We start from the raw sequence: 15,464 nt of genomic DNA, 5'->3' as shown, positions 1-15,464 counted from the left end.
GGGATAGCGACTACAGGGGGGCTCATAGCATCTGGAAAGTTTAGCTGATTTGTAAGTCTTTTTTAACATTTATACGTTATGCTTAGAGAATAAAACGCGATTGAAAAAGGATGTGCCGGTATGCATTCAAAAAGAGGCTGGTTGAAGCAATCTTTGGGTAAACGATTGAATGCCATCCATAGCATTAATGCGTGGATTCTTCTATTGCTGACAATCACAGGTATTGTGCTAAGTATTGGTGCAATAAGGGGAGATTTGGGCGGCTTTCGAGTGACGCTTAAGCAGCTTCACATCTATTTGGGCGTCGTCTCGATCCTGCTCATCGTTCTATACGCACCGATGCTGCGTAAACACTGGCACCAAATTCGCGACAAGCGCAGCAGGCGCGCAAATTTGGTGTTCGTGCTCGCGCTTCTGTTCGGCTGGAGCGCGTCGGGGGTCATCTTGTGGCAGTTCCGCTATCTGCCGCCGGCATGGAACAACACGGCACTCCTCATCCATGACCTGCTCACCTGGGTCGGAGTGCCGTATGCCCTGTACCACGCCATCTCGCGCAGCCGATGGCTGAAGCGGCAGCAGCGGCTGGACCAGGCCGCTGCCGCTGCTAGGCCGCCCGCTCAGCAGGCGGCCGCAACACCCGCCGCCAGCGTCCCGGCGGCGGCGCAGCCAGAACCCGCGGCGGCTACGGACGCCGCGGCCGCGCGCTCAGCAGCGCAGGCGGTTATCGCCGCGCTGAAGGCGTCGCCGATCACACGCGCATCGTTCCTGCGGCTTGCCGCAGGGCTGCTGCTCGTGATCGCGGTCGGACCCGCCTTTTACCGCTGGGTAAAAGGCGCCTTCGATACCGGCGGCAATACAGCCGCCGAGATTGCCGCGCTGGACGGCAACCGGATGCTCCCGCCGCCGGCGCCGCTGCCCGATTCCGCCGCTGTCATCGGCGGCGGAGCGCAGGGGAATTTCCGTATCTATACCGTTACGGAAATTCCCGCATTCGCTTCGGATACGTGGCAGTTCGCCGTATCCGGGCTGGTGGATCATCCCAGCGTATGGAGCTGGGAGCAGTTCTTGAACCTGAAGCGAACCGTTCAGGTGAGCGATTTCCATTGTGTGACCGGGTGGTCGGTCTACAAATGCACATGGGAAGGCATCCCGTTGAAGGAGTTGCTGGCTGCAGCAGGTGTCCAGCCGTCTGCGAAATACGTGAAATTTTACTCAGGGGATAAGGTATATACAGATGCACTATCCCTGGATCAAGCAGAGATGGACGATGTCATGGTCGCCGTACTGCTGGACGGAAAGCCGATTCCGCAAAAGCTTGGAGGTCCTGTCCGACTTATCGTACCGAAGATGTACGCATATAAATCCGTTAAATGGCTTCAAGGCATCGAGCTGATCGATAAGGAACACATCGGATACTGGGAAGCAAGAGGCTATAGGAATGATGCTTGGGTATGGGTAGAGCAAGAGCCGGTATAATTGCTGCAATGACTGCAATGACTGCAATGACTGGAATGAAACTGACTTTCACCGCGGTTTTTGGTATAGTAAATGCTAACAATGCTGCTGGGGAAAGAGGGATTCACATATGGAAATCATATCTGTAAACGTCGGTATACCGCAAACGATTATATACAAAGGGAAGGAGCTGGATACGGGGATCTATAAATCTCCGGTCAGCTCTCCTTTGCATGTTTCGAAAGTGCAGCTGGATGGAGACGGTCAAGCGGATCTGGTCAATCATGGCGGTGCCGATAAAGCGCTGTGTGTGTATTGTGAAGAACATTACGCTTGGGATCATAAATTGGATCGGAATCTGACATGGGGAGCATTCGGTGAAAATTTAACGGTTCGCGGCCTTCTTGAGGAAGAAGTGTGTATCGGAGATACTTACCAAATCGGTGAGGCCATTGTGCAGGTTTCACAACCTCGGCAGCCTTGTCATAAGCTGGCCAAACGTCATGATGTCGCGGATTTGGCCGTTCAAGTGCAGGATACCGGCTTTACCGGCTATTATTTCAGAGTACTCCAAGAAGGCATCATCCCTGTTCAGCCGGAGGTTGCGCTTGTTGCCAAACACGAAGCGGGCGTTACGGTCGCTTTTGCCAATCAAATCATGTATCACGATCAATCGAACCTTGAGGGTATAGAGCGAATTCTGGCGGTTGAAGCTTTGTCCGCAAGCTGGAGGGAGTCATTCGCCAAACGATTGGTTAAGTTGCAAGCATGATGACGGGCGTCATCTTGGCAGGCGGGTTGAATCGCCGAATGGGAGGGCGGCTGAAGGCGCTCCTCCCGATTAGCGGAAAGCCGCTGATTCTCAGGCAGCTGGAGGAAATGGCCTCATGCTGTAAAGAGATACTCGTTGTCACTAACAACCCCGAAGTGCTATCTCCTATACTTGACACTTTTTCCGATGTAAAGGTGCGCACAATCCGCGACCGGTTTGTTCAAACTGGGCCGCTTGGAGGAATTCACGCGGCATGTCTGGAGGCTTCGGAGCCCTTACTTTGGGTCGTCGGCTGTGATATGCCCTGCCTATCTGCTGCAGCTGCTGAGGCGATGAGCATGCAATGTATGGATAAGGGCAGCGATGCTGTCGTCCCTGTCATCGACGGACGTGTACATCCGCTCCATGGTATTTATACGCGGCAAGTCGGTGCTGAGGCCGAGGCTTTGCTGGCACATGAGCAGTATCGTTTGATGGGCTTGCTGCAGCGGATTGATTGCCAGGAGGCAGAGCAAGATTTTTTCATGGAAAAAGGGATTTCCACTCGGTTCGTCTTGAACGTGAACACGCCTGAAGATTATGAGGTTGTGCTAGGTTTTTGTTAGGAAATATGCCATAATGGACGTAGAGAGAGGGTGAACTCCTATGCCAAAATTATTAGTTGATCGATTTGGACGTAAGCACGATTACTTGCGGATCTCTGTAACGGATCGCTGTAACTTGCGCTGCGTATATTGTATGCCTGAAGAGGGAATGGAATTCGAGCCTGAAGAAAGGCTGTTATCTTTTGAGGAAATTACCGAGGTTGTCCGTGTACTGGCAGGACTTGGCGTGCGTAAGCTTAGATTGACCGGCGGGGAGCCTCTGGTACGCAAAAATCTGGAGCAGCTGATTGGCATGCTCTCGCAAATCCCTGGTATTGAAGATATTGCATTAACAACCAACGGTATTTATTTTGCTTCCCGGGCTGAGAAGCTCCGCGCTGCAGGGTTAACCCGTGTGAATATAAGTCTGGATTCTTTAAAAGCGGATCGTTTCTCTCTGATTACAAGGGGCGGCGACATTCGCCGGGTGCTTGAAAGCATCGAAGCAGCCTATCGCGTAGGCATCGGCCCGATCAAGCTGAACGTGGTCCTGATGAAGGGGTTGAACGATGATGAAATCGAAGACTTCCTGCAAATGACCGTGGATCGTCCCATTCAGGTACGATTTATTGAATATATGCCGATCGGTCATCAAGACGACACCTGGAAAGGTCGTTATTTGCCGCTAACTACGGTGTTGGATCGGTGTGCAGCAAAAGGATGGAATGCTGTTCCGTCCGAATCCGTCTATGGTAATGGCCCATCGCAGAATTATCGGATTGAAGGAGCGCTAGGCTCTTTCGGTCTTATTCATCCGATCAGCGATCACTTCTGCGAAACTTGCAATCGGCTGCGCCTTACGGCGGACGGCAACGTGAAGCCTTGTTTATATTGGTCCGATGAATTCAACGTTCGAAAATATATTGGTGACGATGCGGCAGTCGAAGACCTGTTCTTCCGTGCCCTGGATATCAAACCGCAGAATCACGAGATGGCGCAAGCATTGATGAATCAAGAGCAGTCGCACACGCCGACACTGCGCCGGATGTCGCAAATTGGCGGCTAAGCAATAGGAGGAACAGAAGGCTTGTGAGCATGGATACAAATCTTAAATTCGGGCGTAAAGTGATATCCGTTGAGGAAGCGCGCGCTGCCCTTCGTGAATACGTAACATCGATGGCAATCGAAACTATACCGTTAGATTCCTCATTTGGCAGAAGGCTGGCTGCAGATGTATATGCAGACCATAATGTACCGCATTTTCGTAGATCGGGTGTGGACGGTTATGCGGTTCGCTCAATAGATATTAGCGAGGCTTCACCCGAATCCCCCATCCAGCTCAAGGTTATCGAGCGTATCCCGAGCGGCACCATACCGCAGTTCACTATTAGTACCGGCACGGCATCACGCATTATGACCGGAGCGCCTGTGCCGGATGGCGCAGATTGCGTTGTCATGCTGGAAATGACCGATTCCTTAAGGGATGAGGGAGAAGCGGCATGGGTACAAGTGAAAAAAAATGTGCAGGCAGGCAGCAATATTACCCCCATTGCCGGTGAAATTGGCCTGGGTGACTTATTGCTGCAGCACGGCAGCTTGATTGGACCGGGGGAAGCGGCAATACTTGCGACTTTTGGATACAGCGAGGTTCCAGTATATCGTAAGCCAAGAGTGGCCATCTTCTCTACGGGCTCAGAGCTGCTGAACGTACATGCTCCTCTGGAACCTGGGCGTATTCGCAACAGCAACAGCTACATGCTGGCCGCTCAAGTGGAAGCGGCGGGCGGTCTACCGATGATTATGCCGGCGCTGTCCGACGATGCGCCTCAGGTGCAGGCTGCGGTGGAACATGCGATGACGCATGTGGATCTTGTCGTCACCTCCGGCGGTGTTTCGGTAGGCGATTACGATGTGCTCGTTGATGTATTTGGACGTTGGGACGGTAAACTGCTGTTTAACAAAGTGGCCATGCGGCCCGGCACTCCGACGAGTGCAGCTATTTGGAACGGAAAGCTTTTGCTTGCGTTATCGGGGAATCCGGGCGCCTCTTATGTCGGGTTTGAACTATTTGTCAAACCGCTCATTAAAGCGATGCAGGGCTGCGCGAACCCCTACATGGAAGCGTTCACTGCCAATCTTGATGTCGATTACGGCAAAGCTTCCGCTTATCCGCGGTACGTAAGAGGGACGACACGCATAGATAACGGTTGTCTATGGGTAAGGCCCGCCGGGGTTGATAAATCCAGTATTATGGTGTCCGTCAAAGATGCGGATTGCTTGATTTGGCTGCCGGCAGGCGGACAAGGATTCCGAATAGGTGACCGGGTTGTTGTATATCCAACGAGTACAGGGAAGTAAAAGATGATGTAGATACCGAATGATTTCTATATAGAAGTCATTCTTTTTTTTGTTTTTACAAACTGACGAATAAGAAAAAAACCTGCCTTTCGCCGCTTTAAAAGAAGCGTACAAAGACAGGCCATGTTATTAAAGGATGGGAAATGTTACATTAAAAGAACGTGCGAAGTATGATAACGAGCAGGACGTAAAGAACAAGTATCGTTCCTACAGAAGTCCAAAGTCCGCCGCCTACAGGAGCTTCATGACTATAATCAGCTGCATATGACAAAAGTATTCCCTCCCTTTAATCCCTCTTTTAAGTGGTTTTACCCATTAATAAGGGAAAATACCGCGTGTGATGATGACTAACAAAATAAACAAAACAAGAATGGCACCCGCAGATGTGCCGTAACCAGCTACTCCACTCATGTGTCATCCCCCTTTCCAAACGTTCTGATATAACATATGTCCGATGGCTATTCGTTGATTGGACGAATGCCCTTGTGATGACCAAAAAGTATATAATAGGGAGGAAAGCCTGTTCTAGCCGCTATGTTGTGGCGAAAAGCTGATCTTAATAAGATGAGGTGAGGGAAGAATGAACGAAATTCGCACGTTACGACAAGAGGAGCTCCCGGAGAGTTTCTCACTGTCCGAGTTTGCTTTTCAATTTGAGCTGACCCCCGAGGAAAAGACAGAACGGATTGGCTGGACAGATCCGAATCAGGTATGGGGATATTTTGTCGATGGCGCTTTGGCAGCCAAATTAACGATTCTTCCTTTCCAAACATGGCTGGGCGGCAAAAGCTTTACGATGGGTGGCATTGCCGGTGTGGCTACATGGCCAGAGTATCGCCGCAACGGGATGGTCGGCCAGCTCCTGGTTCAATCATTGAAAACAATGAAGGAAGCGGGGCAGACGCTGTCGTTCCTGGCACCTTTTAAGTTTGAGTTTTACCGCAAGTATGGGTGGGAAATATATGTAGATTATTTGAAGTACGAGATTCCTTTGGATAAACTCCCTAAGTTCCAAGCGGCGGAGGGCAGTAAAATAGTACGCATTGCTAAAAACTGGGAACTCCTCAATCCTATTTACGAAGCGCATGCAGTCCGTTATAACGGCATGTTAATACGGGATGAGTTCTGGTGGAATCAACGATATTTCAAGTTCAAAAAGGGGACGGCAGCCATCTACTGCAATCCGCAAGGCGAACATAAAGGATACATATTCTATCAGGTTAAAGACAAAGTGGCGACGATTCATGAAATGGTGTTTTTGGATGAGGAAGCGAGACGCGGCTTATGGAAATTCATCGCAGATCATGATTCTATGATCGAAAAAGTACAATTGAACGCGCCTATCGACGATGCGCTGCCTTTCCTAACGCACGATCCGAAGTTCAAGCAGGAGAAAATCACTTATTTCTCAGCAAGAATTGTGGATGTGGAAGGATTTCTGTCTCAGTATCCTTTTGACGCACGGGAAGAAGCAGAACCTGTGTATCTACGCGTATCCGACTCCCGTGCGGATTGGAACAACGGTGTATATCTTCTGGAATTTTACGAAAATGGTACGGCAGCACATGTTACGAAGCTGGCTGAAGGTGAATTACCCTCTGACTCGGAGGCTCTTAGCTGCTCCATACAGACATTAACAGCGCTACTGATCGGTTATCAGAATGCAAGCTTTTTAGCTCAAACCGATCGGCTGCAAGGGTCTTCCGAGCTTGTTCGCAGGTTGGAAGCGGCTATTCCTGAACGGACTACATACTTGTCGGACTTTTTTTAAAATACATGAGTAAGTGATGAGATACACGTCCTGTATGGGTTCTAAAACCCATGACTGGGAAACCGATAGAGGCGGCTTTAGTGGGATATGGACCACGTGGCCGTCTTTTGGCGGTTCATTTTTGATTTGAGCGTCATCATCACTTACTTGTTCATCCTTGAAATCAAATCCGTTACAGTCAGAAATTGATAGCCCTGTTTCTTAAGCTCAGGAAGTACAATTTTCAAAGCTTCTACGGTCTGGGTACAGTCACCCTCTAAATCATGGAACAAAATAATGTCGCCATTGTGGATGTTGGAAAGGACGGATTGAACGATATTATGGACGCCTGGTTTCTTCCAATCCTTGGTGTCTTGATACCACGACCACATGACCACTGTGAAACGATCCTGTTTGGCTAACTCCAATAGCGATTGATTATAGAAGCCGCCCGGCGGGCGGAATACATGGGGCGTTTGCTCGGTAATGTCAAAAATGATCTCCTGCGTTTGTTCAATTTCTTCCTTCAATTTTTGGGGGCTAACGTTTTTGAGAAAATGATGGTCATACGTATGGTTGGCGATTTCGTGCCCTTCGTTCACTTCGCGAATCGCAATTTGAGGGTACATTTGCACGCGCTTACCCAGTACGAAAAACGTGGCTTTCGCATCAAATTGCTTAAGTACGTCAAGTACTTGCGGGGTATAGACGGGATTGGGACCGTCATCAAAGGTGAGAGCGACAAGCTTCTGGTCGGTGTCCACATTCCACACAACTTTGCTTTGAGGGACTGGCATGCCCGCGGTTGTAAAAAGGATAAGAATGGCGAATTGAAACAACGACAGAAACATAGATGCAGGTCTACGCATAGGTTCCATACCTCCTGAATCGTGCAGTTACAGGCTAGTTTCTGGATTGCCAATGGAACCTATACGATGAAGAAGGATGTTAATAATAGGAAGGAACAAATTACATCAGGGGAGATAGGCAAAATGAAAAAAGCTGTCGCTTAGAGAGTTAATCTCCAAAGCGCAGCTTTTTCTGCATACAACATTTTAGTTAGGAACCCGGTAGACCTTAATCGTTTGGATCCCAAATTTTCTCACAGATTGCTTGGAACCGGGAATGAAAATATCCATACGTTTCCCTTTAACTGCACCGCCCGTATCTGTGGCGTATGCATACATACCGCCGGTCGGCAGACCATTAAAGTTATAGCCTTCAATATAAAGCTTGGAGCCAAGCGGGATCACGGAAGGATCAACAGCAACGGTACCTAGTTTCAGAGGATTACCCATGTAGTCCATTGCTCCGTAGCCGCCGTTCTCCGAAGGATCGGCCGAATAAGCGGTTGCCTGGAACTGTTCATAGTCTGGAGCGTGGTGATTACCATCTTTGTTTAAAATAGCAATGTTGCTGCCGGCCTCCCATTGAACAGGAATATTGGAAGCTTCAGAGATAAAGCGCAGCGGCACATACACTCTGCCGTCTTGATATTCAGCGTGTGTCTCCATCTCCACAAAAGCATCGTCTATTTGCACTTCTTTTTGTCCTGAAGTCAACGTGATCGTGTGTTTCTCATTATTTAAAGTGACCTTGATCCGGTCTCCTTCTTTTTTCCATTCAAGCGCGTATCCGAGCTTCTCCGTTACAAAGCGGATTGGAACCTGCGCAGAATGATTCGTGTCCAGAAAAGGTTGTGCATCCGGAAAATGGATAAGATCATCGTTAACTTGAACTTTCACGTCCATGTCCATGTCAGACGCATGTGCTGAAAATGGGGAAATAAAGCCTCCTACCAAGACTGTGGTAAACACAGCAAGGCTTGTTAGCCCTTTAGCTACTTTATTCAATTGGTATTCCTCCTTCATGAGCCTCCGAGGTTAGTTGACGGGTTCGGGAAGAAGGTTCTCCCTAGTCTGCTTCAAGAAACAGCAAATATTCACCCCAAGTAAATCGTCCCCCGTACCGGCACTTTGTCTGTGTACCGGACTCGGCTTCAGCTATTTTAGCACTATCAACCTTGATGAAACAACGTCCAAATTGTGGAAAGAAGGAGTTGATACTGGACTTAGGTCTAGGTTGAAAAACAGTCGCGGGTCCGTTTTGAGCACTTTGGCTTTGGTGTACGATAGTAGCATGAAGACAACGAAGGACGGCAGCAAGGGTTGAACAAGGAGCAATTCCATTCGCAAGTTCGAATTGTTAATAAATGGAATATGGGGTGCGAGGATGAAAATGTTGAATCGGATCGGGAAAATGGCAGAGGCTGCTTGGAGTGAAGCGGCAGAGCGCTTGGATATGCAGGAACGCAGCGGCGGAGCTGGGGGGACTGTCTCGCCGAAGGTGGAAGCTCTGGAGCAGCGCTACCAGAACGCGCTGCAGCGAGCATTCGACCTGCGCCTGCAAAGCGTGAGCACGGGCGAGATGGCGCAGCTGCGCAGCGAGCAGGCCGAGCTGGCGATGCGCGCCGGCGACGAAGCGCTCGCGCGGCACGCGCTGCAAGAGAAGCTGCGCGAGGAAGCGGCGTGCGAGCACTACCGCGCGCAGTACGCGAGCTGCCAGGACGAAGTCCTCGCGCTCGCGGAGGAGCTGCGCCTGCTGCGCGCTTCGCTCGCAGCAGGGGAGGCGCGCGGCGGCTACGCTTCGCCGCGCGATGGCGGCATGCAGCCGCAAGGCGGGCTGCACGAGCATGGCGCTCGCGACTCGCTGCGCGAGCTGGAAGTCGCCGGCCGCGAGCTAAGCCGCGAAGCGCTGCAGGGGCTCCGCGAAGCGGGCCGCCTGTCGCGGGAAACGCTGAAGGAGGCCGGCGGCAACCTTCAGCATGAATGGCACGCGCTGCGCGGCAAGCTGCAGCACGAATGGCAGCATCGCCGCGCTAGCGACGGCGATGACGTGAACACGCGCGGCAGGAAGTAGCCGCGCACGATCCAGCGGCCGCGCAGTGCTGCAAGCTTCGCGGCCGCTCTGTCCGGTTGTCCATCAAATGTCAACCTGCAAATCATATTTTTATGCCTGCATATACATGTATAAGCCTTACGGCACAAGCATTTGCTTCTTGGAGGCTGTCCATTCTTATGGTATGCTAGGAAAGATGCAAAATGGGCTCATTTTGTTTGAACGAATGAATGGTTTCTTAGAAATCATGAAAGATAAACGGCAGCCAGAGGAGGTGCAACGATGGGAGAAGAAACCAAAAATAACCGCAACCGGAATACAGCGCTAGTGCTGATTGGAGCCGGTCTTTTTTTACTTCTGGATCATACGATTGGCTTTTTTCCCATTCTTGCGGTTGTCCTCATTCTGCTTGGCATTCATCGACTCCGCTCGCGCAAGGAACGCAAGGGCTACGTGCTGATCGGCATTGGAGCCGTTATCTTATTTGGCGATCATATTACGATTGTTTTATCCGTTGTCCTGATTTCGCTTGGTCTGTTCTTTATTCGCTCCAAGCAGGTGCATAGGGATGATACGTATATCCAAAAGCAGAAGCTGGTCGACAGCGTCCGACTTGGCAGAGAGCCTTGGATATTGCGTAACAGCAGTACTTGGTACATTATTGGTGAAACTTATATTGACTTGTCGCTGGCCATCTTGGAACAAAAGGAAACGACTGTTATCCTGCAAGGGGTCGTAGGCGACGTGGACATCAAAGTGCCGGATGATATTGGCATTTCGGTGACTTCCTCTGTAACCCTTGGTCAAATACAAATAGCCAGCGAGCGGGAAAGCGGCGTGTTGAACAAACTGATGTGGCAATCCGCTAATTATGACAATTGCGATCACCGGGTGAAACTTGTTCTTTCCTACATCGTAGGAGATATCAACGTCAAAGTGTTGTAAAAGGGAAATTTCGATTTTTTAAGGGACACTTGAGGAGGGTCATCGCGCATTGGACGGCTATAAACGGAAATTAACGAATATGATATGGCGCAGCATGGGCGAATCGATCCTTTTCAGCTTAATTGTTTTTGGCGTCATTATTTATTTTCTCAATTCACGCGGCATGATAGAGCCTTTTCGGAATTGGCAGGAGGGCGTGAAGTTCTCGCTCATGGTCATTGGCATTGTTATCGGCATTGGAGCAATCCACGGCTTCTGGAGCAGCAATCGCATCACACGCAGGCTAGAGCCACTGATGGAGACGATGATTCTGCTTGAAAAGGGTACGTTCACCCGCAGCGGCTTTCAGAACGGCGAAGACGAGATTGGACGTCTCGGGGAACAGCTTGGCCGCATCATGAAAAGGTGGGAGGAGCAGGTTACCTCCCTTCAACGATTGTCTAACGACAATGCCGAACTCGCGGAGAAAGCGAAGTTCTCGGCTGTTATTGAGGAACGCCAGCGTCTGGCGCGCGAGCTCCACGATGCGGTTAGTCAGCAGCTGTTTGCGATATCGATGACGGCGACGGCGGTCGGGCGTACGCTCGACAAAGATTTTGAGAAAGCGCAGAGGCAAATCCACCTCATTGAGGAGATGGCTTCTGTCGCGCAATCCGAGATGAGAGCGCTGCTGCTGCATTTGCGTCCGGTGCATCTGGAAGGCAAGCGGCTCTCCGAAGGCCTTGTTGAGCTTCTGAAGGAGCTGGCCGCGAAGGTGCCGATGGCGATTTCCTGGGACATGGATGATGAAATTCGTCTGCCTAAGGGAATTGAAGACCATTTGTTCCGTATTGTTCAAGAGGCGTTATCCAATGCGCTGCGTCATTCCAAAGCGAATAAGCTGGAAGTGAAGCTGCTGCATCGCCCTGATGGCATCCGCCTGGCCATTCGCGATGACGGTGTCGGCTTTGAACTTGATGCGAAAAAGCATACATCTTACGGAATTGTATCCATGAAAGAGCGCGTGAGTGAAATCGGCGGTTCTTTACATATCATTACTGCCCCGGATCGGGGTACACGCATTGAGATCCGCGTGCCTATTCTTGGCAATGATTATGCTTACGATGCAAGCTTTCCTACGGAAAGCTGAGCGCATGCTTACGATGCAAGCTTTCCTACGGAAAGCTCTTAGGAGGAGAAGCAAATGGAGTCGAATATTAAGGTGCTGCTCGTCGACGACCACGAGATGGTGCGAATTGGACTAGCGGCGGTTCTGGGGACGGAAGACGGCATCGAAGTGGTTGGCGAAGCGAGCAATGGACAAGACGGGATCCGTCTGGCCCAGGAGTATCGGCCTGATGTTGTACTCATGGATCTTGTCATGGAAGGAATGGATGGCATCGAGACGACTCGCAAGCTGCTGCAGCTTTACCCGGAATGCAAGGTCATCGTCCTCACAAGCTTTTTGGATGATGAAAAAATGTACCCCGTAATCGAAGCGGGCGCTTTCAGTTATTTGCTCAAAACATCACGCGCCTCTGAAATTGCCCAGGCAATAAGAGCTGCAGCGAAAGGCCAGTCAATTCTTGAATCGCAGGTCGCATCGAAAATCATGAATCGATTCCGTCAGCCGAAGGCAGCGGCGGCACCTCATGAAGAGCTGACGGAACGCGAGATGGAAGTCCTTCGCCTAATCGCGAAAGGCAAATCCAATCAAGAGCTCGCTGATGAGTTGTTCATCGGGGTGAAAACCGTCAAGTTTCATGTGACGAATGTACTCGCAAAACTGGGTGTGGAAGATCGCACACAAGCGGCAATTTATGCGTTCAAGCATGGTTTGGCCGAATAACATGGGACATAAAGGAGCGAGAAACGATGAATCTGCTAAAGCAAATTTGGAGCTGGATCGGGTCCATTGCCATTTCGTTTGTATTGGTTGTATTTCTAGGTGTTTTTGTATTCCAATCCACGAAGGTGATGGGACATTCTATGGATCCAACACTGCACGATCAGCAGCGAGTGTATGTATCTAAGCTGTCGCATACGTTTAAGTACGAACCCGACTACGGCGATATCGTCATCATCGACAGTCGGGTTGATCTTAAACGGACATTCAAAAACGATCTGTTGGATAGTCCGCTGCTCAGCTTGTTTACCAGAGGCGATGATAAGCATGTATGGATCAAACGGGTGATCGGCAAAGCGGGAGATGAACTGGAGCTTAAGGATCATAAAATGTATCGCAATGGCGTAGCTATCGATGAACCGTATCTCAATGAACAGATGCGAGAGTCGGCGGATGCGAAGTGGAAAGTTCCTGATGGTCACGTTTTCGTCATGGGAGATAACCGCAACAACAGCATGGACAGCAGAGTGATCGGGTACATTCCGCTCGATCATGTGCTGGGGAAAAAGCTGTTTTAATAAGCTCTGAAGATCCAAGTGTCGTGATTTTGCTTTATGAAATCCAACGAGAGAACCGTTTAATCTTGAACGGTTCTTTTGTATTGCAAATTTTTGGATAAATCGGAAGTCAGATGATCATCGCCGAGAAATATGGAACTGCGACTACTGTTCGGTTATAAAGACGTTCGCACAAATACTGAACAGCGCCCAGCGTTCGCAAATAATGACCATTGAGTCGCTAAATAGAGCCCTTCGTTCGTTGTCCGGACTGGGTTCATGTATGTGATCGAAGGGCGTAATTCGACTAGTCCTGGCATGAGATTATCATCCGAAAAGGAACAAACAGGGCGGAAATAGTCGCAGGCGACTAAGTCTTCCACTTTGGGGAGGTTACCGTTCGTTATTCAAATTATTAGTGCTGGGGAGGGGCTTCCAATGGGTTTGAGAAAGCATTCGAGGCGACACGTCAATTGGCGCGAATGGAAGGATTGCTGGTCGGGGTCTCCTCGGGGGCTGCTGTTCATGCTGCCACACAAATCGCGAGAAGACCCGAGAACAAAAGGAAGCTGATCGTTACACTGCTTCCGGATACGGGAGAAAGATATTTGTCTGCTTCACTGTTTCAAGTTGGGGAGCAGGGTTATATGCGCTGATCGAGCAGCAGGCCGTTCATGGGAACGGGCAGATAGGCTTGAAGCTGAGAACGGTATTGACCGTAAGGCTTAAGCGGTGAACGATGCATTTGAAATAAGGTTTCGGTGGGCAGCTGCTCTAATCGTCCTAATTGGCTGGACAAAGATTCAGCAAAACCGATGATGTTTCCTAGGCTTTTATTCGTAAGTCCATCACGACTCTCCATCTGTTCCTTGAGTTCATCAACCTGAACCTCAAGTGAGCTATCGTCAAGCTCGGCAATTAAGTACTCAGGGGATTCACGCAATTGATCTTGAAATGTATGATAAGCATGGATGAATGCTCGAATAGGTTCGGTAATGCTCTCGTTCAACTGTCGAGATTCTATCAACGTTTGTGCGGACTGTTTGACGCTCTGTGCGGATTGCACGATTCCTGCCAGTCCTTGAGCTGATCTTTGAGCCAGTTGTTTGTACATTAATCGATCATAAGGCAGATCAAGGGGCTGACGTGAAGTACTCGACTTGCCGCCTGTTACGCTGCGCACGCTGCTGACTCGGTAGTAGTCCTTATGTGTTTGGTAGCTGTTAATTACCGTGACCGGATAGGCGTTAATCATAGGAAACACCACCTCTTTGTTCGCTTATATATACTATACCATTCGCAGTGATTGGGGTAAATTGGTACTTGCATAGGAAGATTTCACTGGTTTTTTTGGGAACAAATGGAGTCAAGCGCGGAAACACCTACATAAGATAGCATTATTGCTTCAAGTGGAGGCGATGCCGTGTGATACGCAAACGATTAGCTTCCGTTGACGATCGGGTCATTCACCGATTAATCGTGGAACAATTAGTTCCTTTTTCAAGAAAGTTTGACGTAAGCTCGTCAGCGACTTTTACTGAAATACGCAAGCGGTTGAACCGGAATGTGACGTACGTCGCAGCTAAGGGAGTAAGACGTCCATTCGGTTTTATTACAGTCCTCCGCAAATCTCGAGTCTTATATGTGGATATGCTCGCGATTGACCCTCGGGAGCAGAGCAGAGGCTGGGGGCAGCAGCTGATGAACGTCGCGGAGGCCTACGGGAACGCTGAGCGTTGCCGGACCGTGGAGCTGCTGGTTGACGACAGTAATGAGAAGGCATTCCGGTTTTATGTAGGCAGAGGGTATTCAGTGAAGGATTATATACCGGAGATCGCCTGTTATAGGATGACGAAATCGCTTCGATGAAAAAAACGCAGGGCCGTGGAGTAAATATCCACAGCCCTGCTTTGCTTAAATAAGGAAAGCGAATAATACGGCGATCGCAGCTAATTCGATAGCTAGAGCGGCGCCATAGCCGAAGCCTCCGAAGGGAGGGAAGCCATATGGGCCGTATCCATATCCGTAAGGAACACCGAATGGCCCCCAAGCTTGGGTCGTTGCCTGATTTTGATTGGGTTTAGCCTTAGCTGCTTTGCCTTTTGGCTTTTTCTTGGACGAGCTGGACACCGCTGCCACGGTGTCGTTCAAAATAAGGCGGCCGCTTTCCACGCGACTTAACGTCCCATAGATTTCCGAACCGTCGTATAAGTAAATCAGAACCTGCTTACCGCAATGAGCTATACAGGTTTGTTCTGTTACCGGGAATATGCGCTGCATGTTTTTCCTTGCACCTCCGTGTTATAGACTACTGTCAGCC

The 15,464-nt window shown here is 49.9% G+C and carries 17 protein-coding genes, 1 pseudogene and 1 riboswitch; of the genes and pseudogenes, 13 read left to right on the top strand and 5 right to left on the bottom strand.

All coding sequences use genetic code 11. The annotated features are described in order from the left end of the window. Positions 1-120 precede the first annotated feature (120 nt). From ICC18_RS25940 to ICC18_RS25920, 5 genes are all read left to right on the top strand, one after another. A complete protein-coding gene (locus ICC18_RS25940; protein WP_188177354.1) occupies positions 121-1,476 on the top strand; it encodes a molybdopterin-dependent oxidoreductase in 1,356 nt (451 codons plus the stop codon). 109 nt (positions 1,477-1,585) lie between these two features. Further along, complete coding sequence (locus ICC18_RS25935; protein WP_188177353.1) at positions 1,586-2,227, top strand: MOSC domain-containing protein; 642 nt, start codon at positions 1,586-1,588, stop codon at positions 2,225-2,227. After that, on the top strand, positions 2,224-2,832 hold the full coding sequence (gene mobA / locus ICC18_RS25930; protein ID WP_188177352.1) for a molybdenum cofactor guanylyltransferase: 609 nt from the start codon (positions 2,224-2,226) through the stop codon (positions 2,830-2,832). The genes ICC18_RS25935 and mobA overlap by 4 nt, the downstream gene beginning before the upstream one ends. Positions 2,833-2,872: 40 nt before the next feature. Then, positions 2,873-3,877: a GTP 3',8-cyclase MoaA gene (gene moaA / locus ICC18_RS25925; protein WP_188177351.1), complete on the top strand. Its 1,005-nt coding sequence runs from the start codon at positions 2,873-2,875 to the stop codon at positions 3,875-3,877. 29 nt (positions 3,878-3,906) lie between these two features. Continuing rightward, complete coding sequence (locus tag ICC18_RS25920) at positions 3,907-5,169, top strand: molybdopterin molybdotransferase MoeA (RefSeq protein WP_188177388.1); 1,263 nt, start codon at positions 3,907-3,909, stop codon at positions 5,167-5,169. Between the two features lie 151 nt (positions 5,170-5,320). On the opposite strand, the gene ICC18_RS25915 is transcribed toward ICC18_RS25920, so the two are convergent. Beyond that, the gene (locus tag ICC18_RS25915; protein ID WP_188177350.1) at positions 5,321-5,440 is read right to left on the bottom strand and encodes a sporulation protein YjcZ; all 120 of its coding nucleotides are present in this window, start codon (positions 5,438-5,440) and stop codon (positions 5,321-5,323) included. A gap of 309 nt (positions 5,441-5,749) precedes the next feature. Here ICC18_RS25915 and ICC18_RS25910 point away from each other — a divergent pair, with 309 nt between their 5' ends. Continuing rightward, positions 5,750-6,940: a GNAT family N-acetyltransferase gene (locus ICC18_RS25910; protein ID WP_188177349.1), complete on the top strand. Its 1,191-nt coding sequence runs from the start codon at positions 5,750-5,752 to the stop codon at positions 6,938-6,940. 143 nt (positions 6,941-7,083) lie between these two features. Here ICC18_RS25910 and ICC18_RS25905 read toward each other — a convergent pair whose 3' ends face one another. Next, a complete protein-coding gene (locus tag ICC18_RS25905) occupies positions 7,084-7,788 on the bottom strand; it encodes a polysaccharide deacetylase family protein (RefSeq protein WP_188177348.1) in 705 nt (234 codons plus the stop codon). A gap of 186 nt (positions 7,789-7,974) precedes the next feature. Then, a complete protein-coding gene (locus tag ICC18_RS34000; RefSeq protein ID WP_223192863.1) occupies positions 7,975-8,772 on the bottom strand; it encodes a stalk domain-containing protein in 798 nt (265 codons plus the stop codon). Between the two features lie 4 nt (positions 8,773-8,776). Continuing rightward, a riboswitch (cyclic di-AMP (ydaO/yuaA leader) is annotated at positions 8,777-8,928 on the bottom strand. Positions 8,929-9,151: 223 nt separating this feature from the next. Between ICC18_RS34000 and ICC18_RS25895 the strand changes: the two genes are divergently transcribed. From ICC18_RS25895 to ICC18_RS25870, 6 genes and pseudogenes are all read left to right on the top strand, one after another. Then, positions 9,152-9,838 (top strand): PspA/IM30 family protein, encoded by a 687-nt coding sequence (locus ICC18_RS25895; protein WP_188177347.1) that lies wholly within the window; start codon positions 9,152-9,154, stop codon positions 9,836-9,838. A 261-nt stretch (positions 9,839-10,099) separates the two neighbouring features. Next, positions 10,100-10,762 carry a cell wall-active antibiotics response protein LiaF gene (liaF, locus tag ICC18_RS25890; protein WP_188177346.1) on the top strand — a complete coding sequence of 221 codons (663 nt, stop codon included), beginning with the start codon at positions 10,100-10,102 and terminating at the stop codon, positions 10,760-10,762. 49 nt (positions 10,763-10,811) lie between these two features. Further along, the gene (locus tag ICC18_RS25885; protein ID WP_188177345.1) at positions 10,812-11,891 is read left to right on the top strand and encodes a sensor histidine kinase; all 1,080 of its coding nucleotides are present in this window, start codon (positions 10,812-10,814) and stop codon (positions 11,889-11,891) included. Between the two features lie 54 nt (positions 11,892-11,945). Beyond that, the gene (locus tag ICC18_RS25880; protein WP_188177344.1) at positions 11,946-12,590 is read left to right on the top strand and encodes a response regulator; all 645 of its coding nucleotides are present in this window, start codon (positions 11,946-11,948) and stop codon (positions 12,588-12,590) included. A gap of 26 nt (positions 12,591-12,616) precedes the next feature. Beyond that, a complete protein-coding gene (lepB, locus tag ICC18_RS25875; RefSeq protein WP_188177343.1) occupies positions 12,617-13,165 on the top strand; it encodes a signal peptidase I in 549 nt (182 codons plus the stop codon). Between the two features lie 425 nt (positions 13,166-13,590). Continuing rightward, a pseudogene (locus ICC18_RS25870) lies at positions 13,591-13,800 on the top strand (cysteine synthase A); the annotation flags it as partial. On the opposite strand, the gene ICC18_RS25865 reads toward ICC18_RS25870, so the two are convergent. Further along, the gene (locus tag ICC18_RS25865) at positions 13,788-14,399 is read right to left on the bottom strand and encodes a hypothetical protein (protein ID WP_188177342.1); all 612 of its coding nucleotides are present in this window, start codon (positions 14,397-14,399) and stop codon (positions 13,788-13,790) included. The pseudogene ICC18_RS25870 and the gene ICC18_RS25865 sit on opposite strands and share 13 nt — an antisense overlap. Positions 14,400-14,569: 170 nt before the next feature. Between ICC18_RS25865 and ICC18_RS25860 the strand changes: the two genes are divergently transcribed. Further along, positions 14,570-15,013 carry a GNAT family N-acetyltransferase gene (locus tag ICC18_RS25860; protein ID WP_188177341.1) on the top strand — a complete coding sequence of 148 codons (444 nt, stop codon included), beginning with the start codon at positions 14,570-14,572 and terminating at the stop codon, positions 15,011-15,013. Between the two features lie 45 nt (positions 15,014-15,058). On the opposite strand, the gene ICC18_RS25855 is transcribed toward ICC18_RS25860, so the two are convergent. Beyond that, complete coding sequence (locus ICC18_RS25855; RefSeq protein WP_188177340.1) at positions 15,059-15,424, bottom strand: hypothetical protein; 366 nt, start codon at positions 15,422-15,424, stop codon at positions 15,059-15,061. Between the last annotated feature and the right edge of the window lie 40 nt (positions 15,425-15,464).

Origin of the sequence: Paenibacillus sedimenti (assembly GCF_014534655.1) — a bacterium.
Classification (GTDB): domain Bacteria; phylum Bacillota; class Bacilli; order Paenibacillales; family NBRC-103111; genus Paenibacillus_E; species Paenibacillus_E sedimenti.
Note: the sequence above shows the minus strand (reverse complement) of the source record. Positions and strands in the feature narration are given on the sequence as shown.